The organism is Micromonospora sp. CA-248212, from assembly GCF_050948405.1.
Classification (GTDB): Bacteria; Actinomycetota; Actinomycetes; order Mycobacteriales; family Micromonosporaceae; genus Micromonospora.
Genome location: NZ_CP192023.1, coordinates 5,869,342 through 5,885,394, shown reverse-complemented (window position 1 = coordinate 5,885,394; position 16,053 = coordinate 5,869,342). Strand labels below are relative to the sequence as shown.

Sequence of the window (16,053 nt, the reverse complement as noted above, 5' to 3'; positions counted from 1 at the left end):
AGCTGACGATGACCGACCTGAGCCTGCCGCCCCAGTTCGCGGCCGTGCACAACCGTTACGTGCTGCCGTCGTTCGTCGAGCGCACGTCGTACGGGGTCAAGGAGTCGAACCCGTACAACAAGCTCTTCGAGGACCGGATCATCTTCCTCGGTGTCCAGGTGGACGACGCGTCGGCCAACGACGTGATGGCCCAGCTGCTCACGCTGGAGGGCACCGACCCGGACCGCGACATCATCATGTACATCAACTCGCCGGGTGGCTCCTTCACCGCGATGACGGCGATCTACGACACCATGCAGTACGTCCGCCCCGACATCCAGACGGTCTGCCTCGGGCAGGCGGCCAGCGCCGCGGCCGTGCTGCTGTCGGCGGGCACCCCGGGTAAGCGGATGGCGCTGCCGAACTCGCGGATCATCATCCACCAGCCGGCCACCGAGGGCGGCTACGGGCAGGGCTCGGACATCGAGATCCAGGCCCGGGAGATCCTGCGGATGCGGACGCAGTTGGAGGACATGTTGTCCCGCCACTGCAACCGCCCGATCGAGCAGGTCCGCAAGGACATCGACCGTGACAAGATCATGACGGCCGAGGAGTCCAAGGAGTACGGGCTGGTGGACACGATTCTGACCAGCCGCAAGAAGGGTCTGCTGGCGACCCACTCCGCCAGCTGAGCTGTACCGGGTCAGAGGTTGGCCGGGGCGTGAAGTTCCCGGCCGGCCTCTGACACACCCGTTTTGGGGGTCGGAGAATGCCCCGCCAGCGGGTAACGTCGGGTCCGTACCGCTTCGCCGGTCGGGCCAGCGAAGCGAACCAAGCCGGGCGGCGCGCAGCGTCCGCAGGTCAGGGCCGGGTCTCCGGCCGATGAGTGCAGGGAGAACGTAGGTGGCACGGATCGGTGACGGCGGCGACCTACTGAAATGCTCCTTCTGCGGTAAGTCGCAGAAGCAGGTCAAGAAGCTCATCGCGGGCCCAGGGGTCTACATCTGCGACGAGTGCATCGATCTCTGTAACGAGATCATCGAAGAGGAGCTGGCCGAGTCCGGCGAGGTGAAGTGGGAAGAGCTTCCCAAGCCGATGGAGATCTGCCAGTTCCTCGACAACTACGTCGTGGGGCAGGACCAGGCCAAGAAGGCGCTCGCCGTCGCGGTCTACAACCACTACAAGCGCATCCAGGCAGAGGCGGCCAACGCGCCGGGCTCCGGCAGTGACGCCGTCGAGCTGGCCAAGTCCAACATCCTGCTGCTCGGCCCGACGGGGTGCGGCAAGACCCACCTGGCGCAGACCCTCGCCCGGATGCTGAACGTCCCGTTCGCCATCGCCGACGCCACGGCGCTGACCGAGGCGGGCTACGTGGGCGAGGACGTGGAGAACATCCTCCTCAAGCTGATCCAGGCCGCCGACTACGACATCAAGCGCGCCGAGACCGGCATCATCTACATCGACGAGGTCGACAAGATCGCCCGTAAGTCGGAGAACCCGTCGATCACCCGCGACGTCTCCGGCGAGGGTGTGCAGCAGGCCCTGCTCAAGATGTTGGAGGGCACGGTCGCCAACGTCCCGCCGCAGGGCGGTCGCAAGCACCCGCACCAGGAGTTCATCCAGATCGACACCACGAACGTGCTGTTCATCTGCGGTGGCGCGTTCGCCGGCCTCGACCAGATCATCGAGTCCCGCACCGGGCAGGGTGGCACCGGCTTCGGCGCCCGGCTGCGGTCGGTGTCCGAGCGGTCGACCGACGACATCTTCAGCCAGGTCATGCCGGAGGACATGCTCAAGTTCGGGCTCATCCCCGAGTTCGTCGGGCGGCTTCCCGTGATCACCAACGTGCGCAGCCTGGACCGCAGCGCCCTGGTGCGCATCCTCACCGAGCCGCGCAACGCTCTCGTCCGGCAGTACCAGCGCCTGTTCGAGCTGGACGGCGTCGAGCTGGAGTTCGACGAGCCGGCGCTGGAGGCCATCGCCGACCAGGCGATGCTGCGGGGCACCGGCGCCCGCGGTCTGCGGGCCATCATCGAGGAGGTCCTGCTCTCCGCGATGTACGAGGTGCCGAGCAACCCGGACGCCGCCCGGGTGTTGATCACCCGCGAGGTCGTCCTGGAGAACGTCAACCCGACGATCGTTCCGCGTGAGTTCACCGGGCGTCGGGCCCGGCGGGACCGCGAGGAGAAGTCGGCCTGATCCTCCCCGCGTCACGCCGGCCGTCCGTCACTGACGCGGTCGGCGTGACCGTGTCCGGCGGTCCCACTCACCCGACGGGGTGACCGTCACCATCATCAGCCGAGCCGGTTCGTCGGCGTCGTTGCGGTAGCCGTGCTCCCGGTCGGCGTGGAACTCGATCGTGTCCCCGGCCCGTACGGCGTGATCCTGCCCGTCCACCCGGACGACCACCGCCCCGGCGAGCACGTGCAGGACCTCCCGGGTGCCCCGGGGATGGTCGGCGGAGCGGTGTCGTTCTCCGGGTTCGAGCCGCCAGTCCCACAGCTCGACGAGGTCGGGTTCGCCGAGCCCGCTGAGCAGGTGGGCGGTGCCGCCGTGCTCGCCCCGCCAGAGTACTGGCGCCTCGACCGTGGAGCTGATCCGCACGGTCTGCTCCTCGTCGGGCTCGAGCAGCCGCGCGATGTTGACGCCGAACGCGTCGGCGACCCGGCACAGCGTGCCGACGCTGGGGTTGGTGCGTGCGCTCTCGATCTGTACGAGCATCGCCTTGCTCACGCCGGACCGGCCGGCCAACTCCTCGAACGACCAGCCCCGTGCGGCGCGCAGCTCCCGTACCTGCCGGGCCACCGCGGCCGTCACCGCACTGACACGGCCACCTGCGTCGGTCATCAAACTATCCTTCACGGTTACTATTGTGGTACGACAGTGGCATGTTCCCCATTCTCCTGGCAGCGGTGTCCGCAGTCGCGTTCGGCACCGCCGACTTCTCCGGCGGCAAGGCGTCCCGCCGCGCCGACCCCATCGCGGTGACCGTGGTCTCCCAGCTGCTGAGCGTCCCGCTGCTGGTCGCTCTGGTGCTCCTGGTGCCGGGGTCACCGACGGTCGCCGACATCGCCTGGGGACTGCTCGCGGGGACGGCGGGCGCGGGCGGCGTCGTGCTGCTCTACCGAGCGCTCGCCGGCGGGATGATGGCCGTGGTGGCACCGGTCACCGCGATCACCGCCGCCGTGGTGCCGATCGTCGCCGGCCTGTTCACCACCACCTTCCCCGGCGCCCCGGCGCTCACCGGCGCCGGCCTCGCGGTGGTGGCGATCGCCCTGGTCAGCCTCGGCGAGGGCGGTGGCCGCCCGACGGTCCCGGCCCGACTGGTGGGGCTCGCCCTCGCGGCCGGCGCGCTCTTCGGCGTCTTCTTCACCCTGCTCGGTCAGGCCAGCGAGAGCGCGGGCATGTGGCCGGTGGCGGCGGTACGGGCCAGTTCGATCGCGTTCGGCCTGCTCCTCGCCGCCGGCACGGGTGTGCGACTGCGAGTCGGACGGCGGTCGCTGGGCTGGGCGGCCGTCGCCGGTCTGCTCGACAGCGCCGCCAACGCGCTCTTCCTGGCCGCTGCCGCGCGAGGGCACCTCAGCATCGTGGCGGCGATCGCCGCGCTCTACCCCGCCAGCACGGTACTGCTGGCGCTCGCCGTCGACCGCGAACGGCTGCGGCCGGTTCAGATCGCCGGCCTCGGGTTCGCGGCGGGGGCTCTCGTGCTGGCCAGCATCTGAGGCTGTCCACACCGGCCGGTCCGGTCGTACTCTTCTCTCATGCGCGTCGCCGTCTGCCAGCTCAACGCCCGGGACGACCGCAAGGCCAACCTGGCCGCCGCGGAGCTGCTGCTGGAACGCGCCGCCGACGGCGGCGCGGACCTCGCCATCCTTCCCGAGTACGTCGACTATCTCGGCCCGGAGGCCGGTCTGCCGGAGCCGGAGCCGGTCGACGGCGAGGTGGGCAGCTTCTTCGCCGGGGTGGCACGGCGGCTGGGGATGTGGGTGCTGGCCGGGTCGTTCCACGAAGCCGGCCCGGACCCCGCGCACACCTGGAACACCTCGCTGGTCTTCGACCGCGCCGGCAGCCTGGCCGCGAGCTACCGCAAAATCCACCTGTACGACGTGGAGATCCCCGGTCGGGTCTCCTACCGGGAGTCGGAGACCGTCGCGCCCGGTGCCCAACCTGTCGTGGTGGACGTGGAAGGCCTCCGGGTCGGGCTCTCGATCTGCTACGACCTGCGCTTCCCGGAGCTGTACCGACGGCTCGCCACCGAGGGCGGCGCCCAGCTCCTGGTGGTGCCGGCGGCGTTCATGATGCACACCGGGCGGGACCACTGGGAGATCCTGCTCCGGGCCAGGGCGATCGAGAACCAGTGCTTCGTGGCGGCGGCGGGTCAGACCGGTGACCACGAGCCGGGCCGCACCTGCTTCGGGCGCAGCATGGTGGTCGACCCGTGGGGGACGGTCCTGACCCAGCTGCCCGACGGGCCGGGGGTCGCCGTCGCCGATCTGGACCTTGACCGGCTCTCGATGATCCGGGCCGAGCTGCCGAGCCTCGCCAACCGCCGGCTCTGAGACTCAGCCCTCGAGCAGGACGCCGATCGTCGCAAGCCCGGCGATCACCGCGGCGGTGACCAGCAGGGCCGTGGTCATCCGGGACCTGCCGCGGCGGGCCAGTCGTCCGACCGAGAAGACCAGGACCACCAGTACGACCGCGCCGATCACCAGTTGCCAGAACGGCAGGAGGATGCCGAGCAGTGCTTCCTCGGCGAACACCGCGGTTTTCAGCCCGGACTCATCCATGACTGACACTCTGGCACGCCGACACGTGCCGCGTCGCCGACCACGGTGGAGAGCGCGCCGGTCGACGTGACCCGAACCAGTGATGAACCCTGATTTGCCTTCTCCCGGCCGGCCGCGTAACTTTCTCTCTGCACGAGGGAGGCCGGACAAACCGGCCGAGAACGGGCGCCAGGCTCGTGGCGGAGACGCCGAGCGAGACTGAGATCGGGCGGTGCGAAACACCTCGGAGACGGGGTTGCGGACGCGAAGCCGACCGGGTAGAGTTCTGAAGCCGGCAGGAGCCGGGCGGAGAGCCGCGCAGCGGCGATCGGCCGGTCTGCGGCTTCCCACGAGAGTAACGACCGCCGGATACGGCGTGCGTCAACGTGGGTCCGGACGAACCAGATTGATCGCCTCAAATACGAGGTTGACAATGAAAGTTCGACCAAGTAGGTTTGAGCGGTTGCCCCGAAACGGGGTTCCACGGATGTGGAGCTGCTGATCGGTGTGTGGTTGTTCTTTGAGAACTCAACAGGGTGCTTGTAAAGCCAGTGCCAATTATGATTTATACCCCGGACTGGCAGCCTGCTTTTGGTGGGTTGTTGGTTGGGATTCCTTTGGCAACATTTGTTTGTTGCCGGGATAGCTGTTCAACTAATTTTTTGTTGGAGAGTTTGATCCTGGCTCAGGACGAACGCTGGCGGCGTGCTTAACACATGCAAGTCGAGCGGAAAGGCCCTTCGGGGTACTCGAGCGGCGAACGGGTGAGTAACACGTGAGCAACCTGCCCCAAGCTTTGGGATAACCCTCGGAAACGGGGGCTAATACCGAATATTACTTCTGGCCGCATGGCTGGTGGTGGAAAGTTTTTCGGCTTGGGATGGGCTCGCGGCCTATCAGCTTGTTGGTGGGGTGATGGCCTACCAAGGCGACGACGGGTAGCCGGCCTGAGAGGGCGACCGGCCACACTGGGACTGAGACACGGCCCAGACTCCTACGGGAGGCAGCAGTGGGGAATATTGCACAATGGGCGGAAGCCTGATGCAGCGACGCCGCGTGAGGGATGACGGCCTTCGGGTTGTAAACCTCTTTCAGCAGGGACGAAGCGAAAGTGACGGTACCTGCAGAAGAAGCGCCGGCCAACTACGTGCCAGCAGCCGCGGTAAGACGTAGGGCGCGAGCGTTGTCCGGATTTATTGGGCGTAAAGAGCTCGTAGGCGGCTTGTCGCGTCGACCGTGAAAACTTGGGGCTCAACCCCAAGCCTGCGGTCGATACGGGCAGGCTAGAGTTCGGTAGGGGAGACTGGAATTCCTGGTGTAGCGGTGAAATGCGCAGATATCAGGAGGAACACCGGTGGCGAAGGCGGGTCTCTGGGCCGATACTGACGCTGAGGAGCGAAAGCGTGGGGAGCGAACAGGATTAGATACCCTGGTAGTCCACGCTGTAAACGTTGGGCGCTAGGTGTGGGGGGCCTCTCCGGTTCCCTGTGCCGCAGCTAACGCATTAAGCGCCCCGCCTGGGGAGTACGGCCGCAAGGCTAAAACTCAAAGGAATTGACGGGGGCCCGCACAAGCGGCGGAGCATGCGGATTAATTCGATGCAACGCGAAGAACCTTACCTGGGTTTGACATGGCCGCAAAACCTCCAGAGATGGGGGGTCCTTCGGGGGCGGTCACAGGTGGTGCATGGCTGTCGTCAGCTCGTGTCGTGAGATGTTGGGTTAAGTCCCGCAACGAGCGCAACCCTCGTTCGATGTTGCCAGCGCGTTATGGCGGGGACTCATCGAAGACTGCCGGGGTCAACTCGGAGGAAGGTGGGGATGACGTCAAGTCATCATGCCCCTTATGTCCAGGGCTTCACGCATGCTACAATGGCCGGTACAATGGGCTGCGATACCGTGAGGTGGAGCGAATCCCAAAAAGCCGGTCTCAGTTCGGATCGGGGTCTGCAACTCGACCCCGTGAAGTCGGAGTCGCTAGTAATCGCAGATCAGCAACGCTGCGGTGAATACGTTCCCGGGCCTTGTACACACCGCCCGTCACGTCACGAAAGTCGGCAACACCCGAAGCCGGTGGCCCAACCCTTGTGGAGGGAGCCGTCGAAGGTGGGGCTGGCGATTGGGACGAAGTCGTAACAAGGTAGCCGTACCGGAAGGTGCGGCTGGATCACCTCCTTTCTAAGGAGCACCTTCCACCGAAAGGTGGCAAGGAGCCCGCGGTCCACGAATGTTGGACCGGGGTGCTCAGATGGCGGAGACACTGGCAAGTTTTTGCTTGGCAACGGCCGGGACACCTAGTACAGCCACTTCGGTGGTGGGAACGGGAATGTTCTGGTGCGGCTGAGAAAGAATGTAAGCACCCTGTTGGGTCCTGAAAGAACAACCTCTGGTTGTTTCTTTCGGAGACTTGGCCAGCCCTCCTTGGTGGGGGCTGGGGGTCTGCCAGGCATGGCCTGGCCTCGCATACCGGATGGCGCCCTGTGGGGTGTGGTTGCTGGTGTGGGGCTGTTGGGTTGTGGGTTGGTTGTTTGTTGAGAATTGCACAGTGGACGCGAGCATCTTTGTGGTCAAGTTGTCAAGGGCGAACGGTGAATGCCTTGGCACCAGGAGCCGATGAAGGACGTGGGAGGCCGCGATAGGCCTGGGGGAGCTGTCAACCAAGCTGTGATCCCAGGGTGTCCGAATGGGGAAACCTGGCACCAGTCATGTGGTGTCACCCACACCTGAACACATAGGGTGTGTGGAGGGAACGCGGGGAAGTGAAACATCTCAGTACCCGTAGGAAGAGAAAACAATTTAGTGATTCCGTGAGTAGTGGCGAGCGAAAGCGGATTGAGGCTAAACCGGCTGCGTGTGATACCTGTCAGGGGTTGCGTGGTCGGGGTTGTGGGACCCTGCTCAACAGACTGACATCTGTTGGAGAAGTTACAAAGTTGATGGCTAGTCGAACAGTCTGGAATGGCTGACCGTAGACGGTGAGAGTCCGGTAGGTGAAAGCTGTTGACCTTCTGTGGGTGTTCCCGAGTAGCGGCGGACCCCTGAAATCTGCCGTGAATCTGCCAGGACCACCTGGTAAGCCTAAATACTTCCTGGTGACCGATAGCGGACGAGTACCGTGAGGGAATGGTGAAAAGTACCCCGGGAGGGGAGTGAAATAGTACCTGAAACCGTTCGCCTACAATCCGTCGGAGCCTTGCGGGGTGACGGCGTGCCTTTTGAAGAATGAGCCTGCGAGTTAGTGGCATGTGGCGAGGTTAACCCGTGTGGGGGAGCCGTAGCGAAAGCGAGTCTGAATAGGGCGCTTTAGTCGCATGCTCTAGACCCGAAGCGGAGTGATCTAGCCATGGGCAGGCTGAAGCGCGGGTAAGACCGCGTGGAGGGCCGAACCCACCAACGTTGAAAAGTTGGGGGATGACCTGTGGTTAGGGGTGAAAGGCCAATCAAACTCCGTGATAGCTGGTTCTCCCCGAAATGCATTTAGGTGCAGCGTCGCGTGTTTCTTGCCGGAGGTAGAGCACTGGATGGTCTAGGGGGCCCACAAGCTTACCGAAATCAGCCAAACTCCGAATGCCGGTAAGTGAGAGCGCGGCAGTGAGACTGCGGGGGATAAGCTTCGTAGTCGAGAGGGAAACAGCCCAGATCACCAGCTAAGGCCCCTAAGCGTGTGCTAAGTGGAAAAGGATGTGGGGTCGCATAGACAACCAGGAGGTTGGCTTAGAAGCAGCCACCCTTTAAAGAGTGCGTAATAGCTCACTGGTCAAGTGGTTCCGCGCCGACAATGTAGCGGGGCTCAAGCACACCGCCGAAGCTGTGGCATTCACATTTTAACCTCGCTTGGACTTGATTCCTTGTGCAGGTGTGTGGATGGGTAGGGGAGCGTCGTGCCGCGAGTGAAGCAGCGGGGTGACCCAGTTGTGGACGCGGCACGAGTGAGAATGCAGGCATGAGTAGCGAAAGAAGGGTGAGAAACCCTTCCGCCGGATGACCAAGGGTTCCAGGGCCAGGCTAATCCGCCCTGGGTGAGTCGGGACCTAAGGCGAGGCCGAGAGGCGTAGTCGATGGACAACGGGTTGATATTCCCGTACCCGCGAAAGAGCGTCCCTGATGAACCTCGTTGTGCTAACCACCCGAACTTGGTGAGGTCTTCGGACTGATCTGAGGGAGCGTGGGAACCTGGCGGGTAGTAGTCAAGCGATGGGGTGACGCAGGAAGGTAGCTGAGCCCGGCCGGTGGTTGTGCCGGGGTAAGCGTGTAGGCCGTGTCGTAGGCAAATCCGCGACGCATGAAGGCTGAGACGTGATGCCGAGCCGATTCAGGTGAAGTCAGTGATCCTATGCTGCCGAGAAAAGCCTCTAGCGAGTTCTTAGCGGCCCGTACCCCAAACCGACACAGGTGGTCAGGTAGAGAATACCGAGGCGATCGGGCGAACTGTGGTTAAGGAACTCGGCAAATTGCCCCCGTAACTTAGGGAGAAGGGGGGCCGGAGACGTGAAGCCCCGCGCGGGTGGAGCGTTGTATGGCCGCAGAGAGCAGGGGGAAGCGACTGTTTACTAAAAACACAGGTCCATGCGAAGAAGTAATTCGATGTATATGGACTGACGCCTGCCCGGTGCTGGAACGTTAAGGGGACCTGTTAGCTCTTCGGGGCGAAGCGGAGAACTTAAGCGCCAGTAAACGGCGGTGGTAACTATAACCATCCTAAGGTAGCGAAATTCCTTGTCGGGTAAGTTCCGACCTGCACGAATGGCGTAACGACTTCCCCACTGTCTCAACCACAGGCCCGGCGAAATTGCAGTACGAGTAAAGATGCTCGTTACGCGCGGCAGGACGGAAAGACCCCGGGACCTTTACTATAGCTTGACATTGGTACTTGAGTTAGCTTGTGTAGGATAGGTGGGAGCCGGTGAAGTCCATACGCCAGTATGGGTGGAGGCAATCTTGAAATACCACTCTGGTTGATTTGGGTATCTAACTTCGGACCGTTATCCGGTTCAGGGACAGTGTCTGGTGGGTAGTTTAACTGGGGCGGTTGCCTCCTAAAAGGTAACGGAGGCGCCCAAAGGTTCCCTCAGCCTGGTTGGCAATCAGGTGTTGAGTGCAAGTACACAAGGGAGCTTGACTGTGAGACTGACAGGTCGAGCAGGGACGAAAGTCGGGACTAGTGATCCGGCACTTGCGAGTGGAAGCGGTGTCGCTCAACGGATAAAAGGTACCCCGGGGATAACAGGCTGATCTTCCCCAAGAGTCCATATCGACGGGATGGTTTGGCACCTCGATGTCGGCTCGTCGCATCCTGGGGCTGTAGCAGGTCCCAAGGGTTGGGCTGTTCGCCCATTAAAGCGGTACGCGAGCTGGGTTTAGAACGTCGTGAGACAGTTCGGTCCCTATCCGCCGTGCGCGTAGGATACTTGAGAAGGGCTGTCCCTAGTACGAGAGGACCGGGACGGACGAACCTCTGGTGTGCCAGTTGTCCTGCCAAGGGCACGGCTGGTTAGCTACGTTCGGAAGGGATAACCGCTGAAAGCATCTAAGCGGGAAGCCTGCTTCAAGATGAGGTATCCCACCCACCTTTGGTGGGGTAAGGCCCCCAGCTAGACGACTGGGTTGATAGGCCGGAAATGTAAGCCCGGTAACGGGTTCAGTTGACCGGTACTAATAGGCCGAGGACTTGACTACTAAGCTGCTACGCGTCCACTGTGCAACTCTGAACAAACACCCACCCGTGTTGGTGATGGTTGATATGTTCATAGAGTTACGGCGGTCATGGCGGAGGGGAAACGCCCGGTCACATTCCGAACCCGGAAGCTAAGCCCTCCAGCGCCGATGGTACTGCACTCGTGAGGGTGTGGGAGAGTAGGACACCGCCGGACAATCTTTCAGGAATGGCCACCCCTATCGGGGTGGCCATTCCTGCATTCCCCCAAGAAGAACCCCACCCCTTGTCCCGCGCCCCCGGCCCCCATTCGGCACTGGTGATCATGAAGTTTTTGCGATGACACGCCGATGACAGTGGCAACAACTTCATGATCAACACGCCGCGAAGGGGGGTCTGGAGAGGGCTGGCGGGAGGGTGCGGAGGGGTTAGGTTCGGGATTGCATTTCGTTGCGGAGGTCGCCCAGGAGGGCGCCCGCGTCGGTCACCGACCTGCCGGGGAACATCGCCATCACGACGCTGCCGTGGTCGGCCCAACCGCACACCGCGAAGTCGCCGCCCTCACCGCTCGTGCTGCCGCACTTCATCACTCCACCCAGCTTGCCCGCAGGCACCTTACGCAGCCCCGTCACCGCCCCGGTCTCGTCGGACATCAGGCCGAAGAGGCTGTCCAGGTCGCGCTCGGGTTGCCAGAGCAGCGTCGTGCCGCCGAAGACCAGGACCGCGCGCTTGTCGTCGGCGGGGTCGCGGTAGACGGTGCCAAAGCTCCGGTCCAGGTCGATGTCGGCGGCCAGGCCGCTGCGCAGGTAGTCCGCCGTGCTCTTGGCGCGCTCGCTGTCGTCCCGCGTCAACCCCGCCACCCGCTCGGGCGAGGTCAGCCGGGTGTCCTTCTGCTGCGCCACACGCCACCCGCCGACCCCCAGCACACCCGCGCCCGCGAGGCCGACAACCAGGGCGACCGTCCAGCCGATCCGGCGGCGGCGGGACCAGCCACCGGACCGCTCGTCGGGATCGCCGCCGGTGTCCCGAGTGCTCAGCTGGATCGGCTCCTCGGTCAGTTCGACCGGCTCGCGGCCGTGGTCGAGTGACCGCTCGGTGAGATGTGCGTCGGACATAGCCGACACCGTACGCGAACGACAGGTGGCGCACGTCAGGTCCGCAGAAGCCCTTCGTAGACTTGTCGGGTGACCGAGAGACTGGATGCCCGACGCCCCGACGCCCCGACCCTTGCCGGCCAGTACCAGCCTGGCGAGGTAGAGCAGCGGCGGTACGAGCAGTGGGTAGCCGCTGGGCACTTCCGGGCCTCCGCCGACAGCGACAAGCCCCCCTTCACCATCGTCATTCCGCCGCCGAACGTCACCGGCTCCCTGCACATGGGCCACGCGTTCGAGCACACGCTCATGGACGCCCTGACCCGGCGCAAGCGGATGCAGGGCTTCGAGGCGCTGTGGCTGCCCGGCATGGACCACGCCGGCATCGCCACCCAGAACCTGGTCGAGCGTCAGCTCGCCGCCGAAGGGCTGTCGCGGCACGACCTCGGTCGGGAGAAGTTCGTCGAGCGGGTCTGGCAGTGGAAGGCCGAGTCCGGTGGCAAGATCCTCGGCCAGATGCGCCGCCTCGGCGACTCCGTCGACTGGGAGCGGGAGCGCTTCACCATGGACGCCGGCCTGAGTCGCGCGGTCCAGACGATCTTCAAGAAGCTCTTCGACGACGGCCTCATCTACCGGGCCAACCGGATCATCAACTGGTGTCCGCGCTGCCTGACCGCACTGTCGGACATCGAGGTCGAGCACACCGACGACGACGGTGAGCTGATCTCGATCCGCTACAGCGACGAGGTCGTGGTGGCCACCACGCGGGCCGAGACGATGCTCGGCGACACCGCCGTGGCGGTGCACCCCGACGACGAGCGCTACCAGCACCTGATCGGCACCGAGGTCGAGCTGCCGCTCACCGGCCGACGGATCCCGATCGTCGCCGACGCGCACGTCGACCCGTCCTTCGGCACCGGCATGGTCAAGGTGACCCCCGCCCACGACCCGAACGACTTCGAGATCGGCCAGCGACACGACCTGCCCGCGCTGACCGTCATGGACGAGCGCGGCGTGATCACCGTGCCCGGCCCGTTCGAAGGGCTGGACCGGTTCGAGGCGCGGCCGGCGATCGTCGCGGCGCTGCGCGAACAGCGCCGGATCGTCGCCGAGAAGCGCCCGTACGTGCACGCCGTCGGTCACTGTTCGCGTTGCAAGACGACGGTCGAGCCGCGGCTGTCGCTGCAGTGGTTCGTCAACACCGCCCCGCTCGCGCAGGCCGCCGGTGACGCGGTGCGCGACGGTCGGGTCCGTATCGAGCCGGCCGAGCTGGCGAAGCGCTACTTCGCCTGGGTCGACAACATGCACGACTGGTGCATCTCCCGCCAGCTCTGGTGGGGGCACCGCATCCCGGTCTGGTACGGCCCGGCCGGCGAGATCGTCTGCGTCGGCCCCGACGAGACGCCGCCGACCGGCGAGGGTTGGCACCAGGACGAGGACGTCCTCGACACCTGGTTCTCCAGCGGCCTGTGGCCGTTCTCCACCCTGGGTTGGCCGGAAGAGACCCCGGACCTGGCGAAGTTCTATCCGACCAGCGTGCTGGTCACCGGGTACGACATCCTGTTCTTCTGGGTCGCCCGGATGATGATGTTCGGCCTCTACGCGATGGACGGCCGGCCGCCCTTCGACGTGGTCGCGTTGCACGGCATGGTGCGCGACCAGTTCGGCAAGAAGATGTCGAAGTCGTTCGGCAACGTGGTCGACCCGCTGGACTGGATCGACAGGTACGGCGCCGACGCGACCCGGTTCACCCTGGCCCGGGGCGCGAACCCCGGCCAGGACGTGCCGGTCAGCGAGGAGTGGTGCCAGGGCTCGCGTAACTTCTGCAACAAGCTCTGGAACGCCACCCGGTTCGCGTTGATGAACGGCGCGCACACGACCGGCGACCTGCCGCCCGTCGAGCAGCTCTCCACCGTCGACCGGTGGGTCCTGTCCCGGCTGGCGCACGTCACCGCCGAGGTCGACGAGCAGTTCGAGGCGTACGAGTTCGCCAAGGTGTGTGACCTGCTCTACCACTTCGCCTGGGACGACGTCTGCGACTGGTACGTCGAGCTGAGCAAGCCGGTGCTCGCCGAGGGCGGTGAGCGGGCCGACGTGACCCGCCGGGTTCTCGGCCACGTCCTGGACCAGCTGCTGCGGCTGCTGCACCCGGTCATCCCGTTCGTCACCGAGGAGTTGTGGCTCGCGCTGACCGGCGGCGAGACGGTGCAGGCCGTCGCCTGGCCGGTGGCCGACCGGTCGCTCATCGACGACGCCGCCGAGGTCGAGCTGGCCGCCGTGCAGCGGGTGGTCACCGAGATCCGCCGGTTCCGTTCCGACCAGGGGCTACGCCCGACGCAGCGGGTCGCGGCCCGCCTGGACGGGCTGGCCGGGGCCGGCATCGCGGCCCACGAGCCGCTGATCCGGTCGCTGGTTCGGCTGGACCCCGCCGGTGACGACTTCCAGGCCAGCGCGACGTTGGCCATGCCCGGCGCGGTAGGTGTCGCGTTGGACACCCGGGGGTCGATCGACGTGGCCGCCGAGCGGGCCCGGCTGACCAAGGACCGCGCGGCCGCCCAGAAGGAGGTCGCGCAGGCCCGGGCGAAGCTCGACAACCCGGCCTTCATCGGCAAGGCCCCCGAGCCGGTCGTCGCGAAGATCCGCGACCGGCTCGCCACCGCCGAGGCCGACCTGGTCCGGATCGACGCCGCTCTGGAGACGCTTACCTCGTGACCGACCGTACCGATTTCGCCGCCGCCGAAGCCGAGCTGAACGCCCGCGGTTTCACCCGCATGGTGTTCGAGCTGGACCGCATCGAGTCGCTGCTCGACCTGCTCGGGAGTCCGCAGCGGGCGTACCCGTCGATCCACCTCACCGGCACCAACGGCAAGACGTCCACCGCACGGATGATCGACTCGCTGCTGCGGGCGTTCGGGCTGCACACCGGCCGGTACACGAGTCCGCACCTGGAGACCGTCCGGGAGCGGATCAGCCTGGACGGGGAGCCGGTGAGCGAGGAGCGCTTCGCCGCGGTGTACGGGGAGATCAAGCCGCTGGCCGAGCTGGTCGACGCGCGCTCGGACGAGCCGCTGACGTACTTCGACATGACGACCGCGTTGGCGTTCGCCACGTTCGCCGACGCGCCCGTCGACATCGCCGTGGTCGAGGTGGGTCTCGGCGGCGCCGAGGACGCCACCAACGTCATCCAGGCCGGCGTCTGCGTGATCACGCCGATCGGCCTGGACCACACCGAGTGGCTCGGCGACACGCTCCAGGACATCGCGCTGGCCAAGGCCGGCATCATCCACCCGGGCGCCACCGTGATCTCGGCGGCGCAGGAGGAGGAGGCCGCGCGTCCCCTGCTCGAACGCTGCTCCGAGGTGGGCGCCACCATCGCCCGTGAGGGCGCCGAGTTCGGCGTGCTGAGCCGGGCGGTCGCCGTCGGCGGGCAGGTGCTCAAGCTGCAGGGCCTCGGTGGCGTCTACGACGACGTGTTCATCCCCCTGCACGGCGCGCACCAGGCGCAGAACGCGGCGGTGGCGCTCGCCGCCGTGGAGGCGTTCCTCGGTGCCGGGGCCCGCCGTCAGTTGGACGTCGAGGCCGTCCGGGAGGGGTTCGCGACGGCCAGCTCCCCGGGCCGGCTGGAGCGGGTCCGCAGCGCTCCGACCGTCCTGCTGGACGGCGCGCACAACCCGCACGGTATGGCCGCGACGGTGACCGCGCTGCAGGAGGAGTTCGCGTTCAGCAAGCTGGTGGCGCTGGTGGGCGTCCTCGCCGACAAGGACGCGAGCAGCCTGCTGGAGCTGCTGGAGCCGGTGGCCGACGTCGTGGTGGTCACCCGCAACAGCTCGCCACGGGCGATGCCGACGAAGGAGCTCGCCGCGCTTGCCGTCGAGATCTTCGGCGAGGAGCGCGTCGAGGTGGCCGAGGAGGTGCCGGACGCGATCGAACTGGCGGTCGCGCTGGCCGAGGAGGACGTACCCGGTGAGCTCAGCGGCGTCGGTGTCCTGGTGACGGGTTCGGTGGTCACGGTCGCCGACGCCCGCCGGCTGCTGAAGCGATGACCGGCCCCGAGCGCGACCCCCGCGCCACCGACGCGACCGACCTGGACCGCGACCCGCGCGCCACCGACCTGGACCGCGACCCGCGCGCCACCGACGACGCGACCGGTCCGGACCGCGGTCGGAGCGCTCCGGACCAGGACACGGCCGCATCGACGGCGGGGGAGCCGGAGGCCGGGCAGGTACGGCGCTCCGGCCTGCGGAACCCGCAGGCGGCCGTACGGGGTCTCGGCGCGGGAACGCTCGGCCTGGAGGCGCTGGTGCTGCTGCTGGCCATCCAACCGATCCGGGTGGTCGGCGGTGACCTGGGCGGCGCGGCGATCGCCGTGGTGGTGGCCCTGGCGGTGGCCGCCATCCTGCTGGCCGGCATGATGCGGCGTCCCTGGGCCTGGCACGCCGGCACCGTGTTGCAGGGCCTGCTGATGCTGGCCGGGCTGCTGCACTGGTCGCTGCTCGTGCTGGGCATCATCTTCGCGCTGGTCTGGGCGTACGCGTTGCACGTCCGCCGGGTCATCCTCGGCTGAC

Annotated in this window: 10 protein-coding genes and 3 rRNA genes; 10 read left to right on the top strand and 3 right to left on the bottom strand. The window is 66.0% G+C overall.

Annotation, left to right across the window (positions count from 1 at the left end; all coding sequences use genetic code 11):
• Positions 1-8 precede the first annotated feature (8 nt).
• A complete protein-coding gene (locus ACQP03_RS27600; RefSeq protein ID WP_357133539.1) occupies positions 9-671 on the top strand; it encodes an ATP-dependent Clp protease proteolytic subunit in 663 nt (220 codons plus the stop codon).
• A gap of 211 nt (positions 672-882) precedes the next feature.
• Positions 883-2,178, top strand: coding sequence for an ATP-dependent Clp protease ATP-binding subunit ClpX (clpX, locus tag ACQP03_RS27595; RefSeq protein ID WP_145779357.1), 1,296 nt, complete (start codon positions 883-885; stop codon positions 2,176-2,178).
• A 27-nt stretch (positions 2,179-2,205) separates the two neighbouring features.
• On the opposite strand, the gene ACQP03_RS27590 is transcribed toward clpX, so the two are convergent.
• Positions 2,206-2,826, bottom strand: coding sequence for a helix-turn-helix domain-containing protein (locus ACQP03_RS27590; protein ID WP_357133537.1), 621 nt, complete (start codon positions 2,824-2,826; stop codon positions 2,206-2,208).
• A 41-nt stretch (positions 2,827-2,867) separates the two neighbouring features.
• Here ACQP03_RS27590 and ACQP03_RS27585 point away from each other — a divergent pair, with 41 nt between their 5' ends.
• Both ACQP03_RS27585 and ACQP03_RS27580 read left to right on the top strand, forming a co-directional pair.
• Complete coding sequence (locus ACQP03_RS27585; protein ID WP_357133535.1) at positions 2,868-3,701, top strand: DMT family transporter; 834 nt, start codon at positions 2,868-2,870, stop codon at positions 3,699-3,701.
• Between the two features lie 39 nt (positions 3,702-3,740).
• A complete protein-coding gene (locus tag ACQP03_RS27580; RefSeq protein WP_357133533.1) occupies positions 3,741-4,538 on the top strand; it encodes a carbon-nitrogen hydrolase family protein in 798 nt (265 codons plus the stop codon).
• 3 nt (positions 4,539-4,541) lie between these two features.
• Here ACQP03_RS27580 and ACQP03_RS27575 read toward each other — a convergent pair whose 3' ends face one another.
• On the bottom strand, positions 4,542-4,766 hold the full coding sequence (locus tag ACQP03_RS27575) for a hypothetical protein (protein WP_357133531.1): 225 nt from the start codon (positions 4,764-4,766) through the stop codon (positions 4,542-4,544).
• 641 nt (positions 4,767-5,407) lie between these two features.
• Here ACQP03_RS27575 and ACQP03_RS27570 point away from each other — a divergent pair.
• The 3 genes from ACQP03_RS27570 to rrf all read left to right on the top strand — a co-directional run bounded on the left by ACQP03_RS27570 (position 5,408) and on the right by rrf (position 10,614).
• A 16S ribosomal RNA gene (locus ACQP03_RS27570) occupies positions 5,408-6,922 on the top strand.
• A gap of 387 nt (positions 6,923-7,309) precedes the next feature.
• Positions 7,310-10,420: ribosomal RNA gene (locus tag ACQP03_RS27565) — 23S ribosomal RNA — on the top strand.
• A gap of 77 nt (positions 10,421-10,497) precedes the next feature.
• Positions 10,498-10,614: ribosomal RNA gene (rrf, locus tag ACQP03_RS27560) — 5S ribosomal RNA — on the top strand.
• Together the 16S, 23S and 5S rRNA genes form the textbook arrangement of a ribosomal RNA operon.
• Before the next feature lie 211 nt (positions 10,615-10,825).
• Here the strand turns inward: rrf and ACQP03_RS27555 are convergent.
• A complete protein-coding gene (locus ACQP03_RS27555; RefSeq protein ID WP_357134468.1) occupies positions 10,826-11,512 on the bottom strand; it encodes a hypothetical protein in 687 nt (228 codons plus the stop codon).
• A 69-nt stretch (positions 11,513-11,581) separates the two neighbouring features.
• Here ACQP03_RS27555 and ACQP03_RS27550 point away from each other — a divergent pair, with 69 nt between their 5' ends.
• The 3 genes from ACQP03_RS27550 to ACQP03_RS27540 are packed head-to-tail and all read left to right on the top strand — an operon-like array spanning position 11,582 to position 16,052.
• Positions 11,582-14,200, top strand: a complete 2,619-nt coding sequence (locus ACQP03_RS27550; protein ID WP_433459001.1) for a valine--tRNA ligase — start codon at positions 11,582-11,584, stop codon at positions 14,198-14,200.
• Positions 14,197-15,531 (top strand): bifunctional folylpolyglutamate synthase/dihydrofolate synthase, encoded by a 1,335-nt coding sequence (locus tag ACQP03_RS27545; RefSeq protein ID WP_355053152.1) that lies wholly within the window; start codon positions 14,197-14,199, stop codon positions 15,529-15,531. Before ACQP03_RS27550 ends, ACQP03_RS27545 begins: the two co-directional genes overlap by 4 nt.
• Positions 15,528-16,052, top strand: a complete 525-nt coding sequence (locus ACQP03_RS27540; RefSeq protein WP_357134472.1) for a DUF4233 domain-containing protein — start codon at positions 15,528-15,530, stop codon at positions 16,050-16,052. Before ACQP03_RS27545 ends, ACQP03_RS27540 begins: the two co-directional genes overlap by 4 nt.
• The last annotated feature ends 1 nt before the right edge of the window (position 16,053 follow it).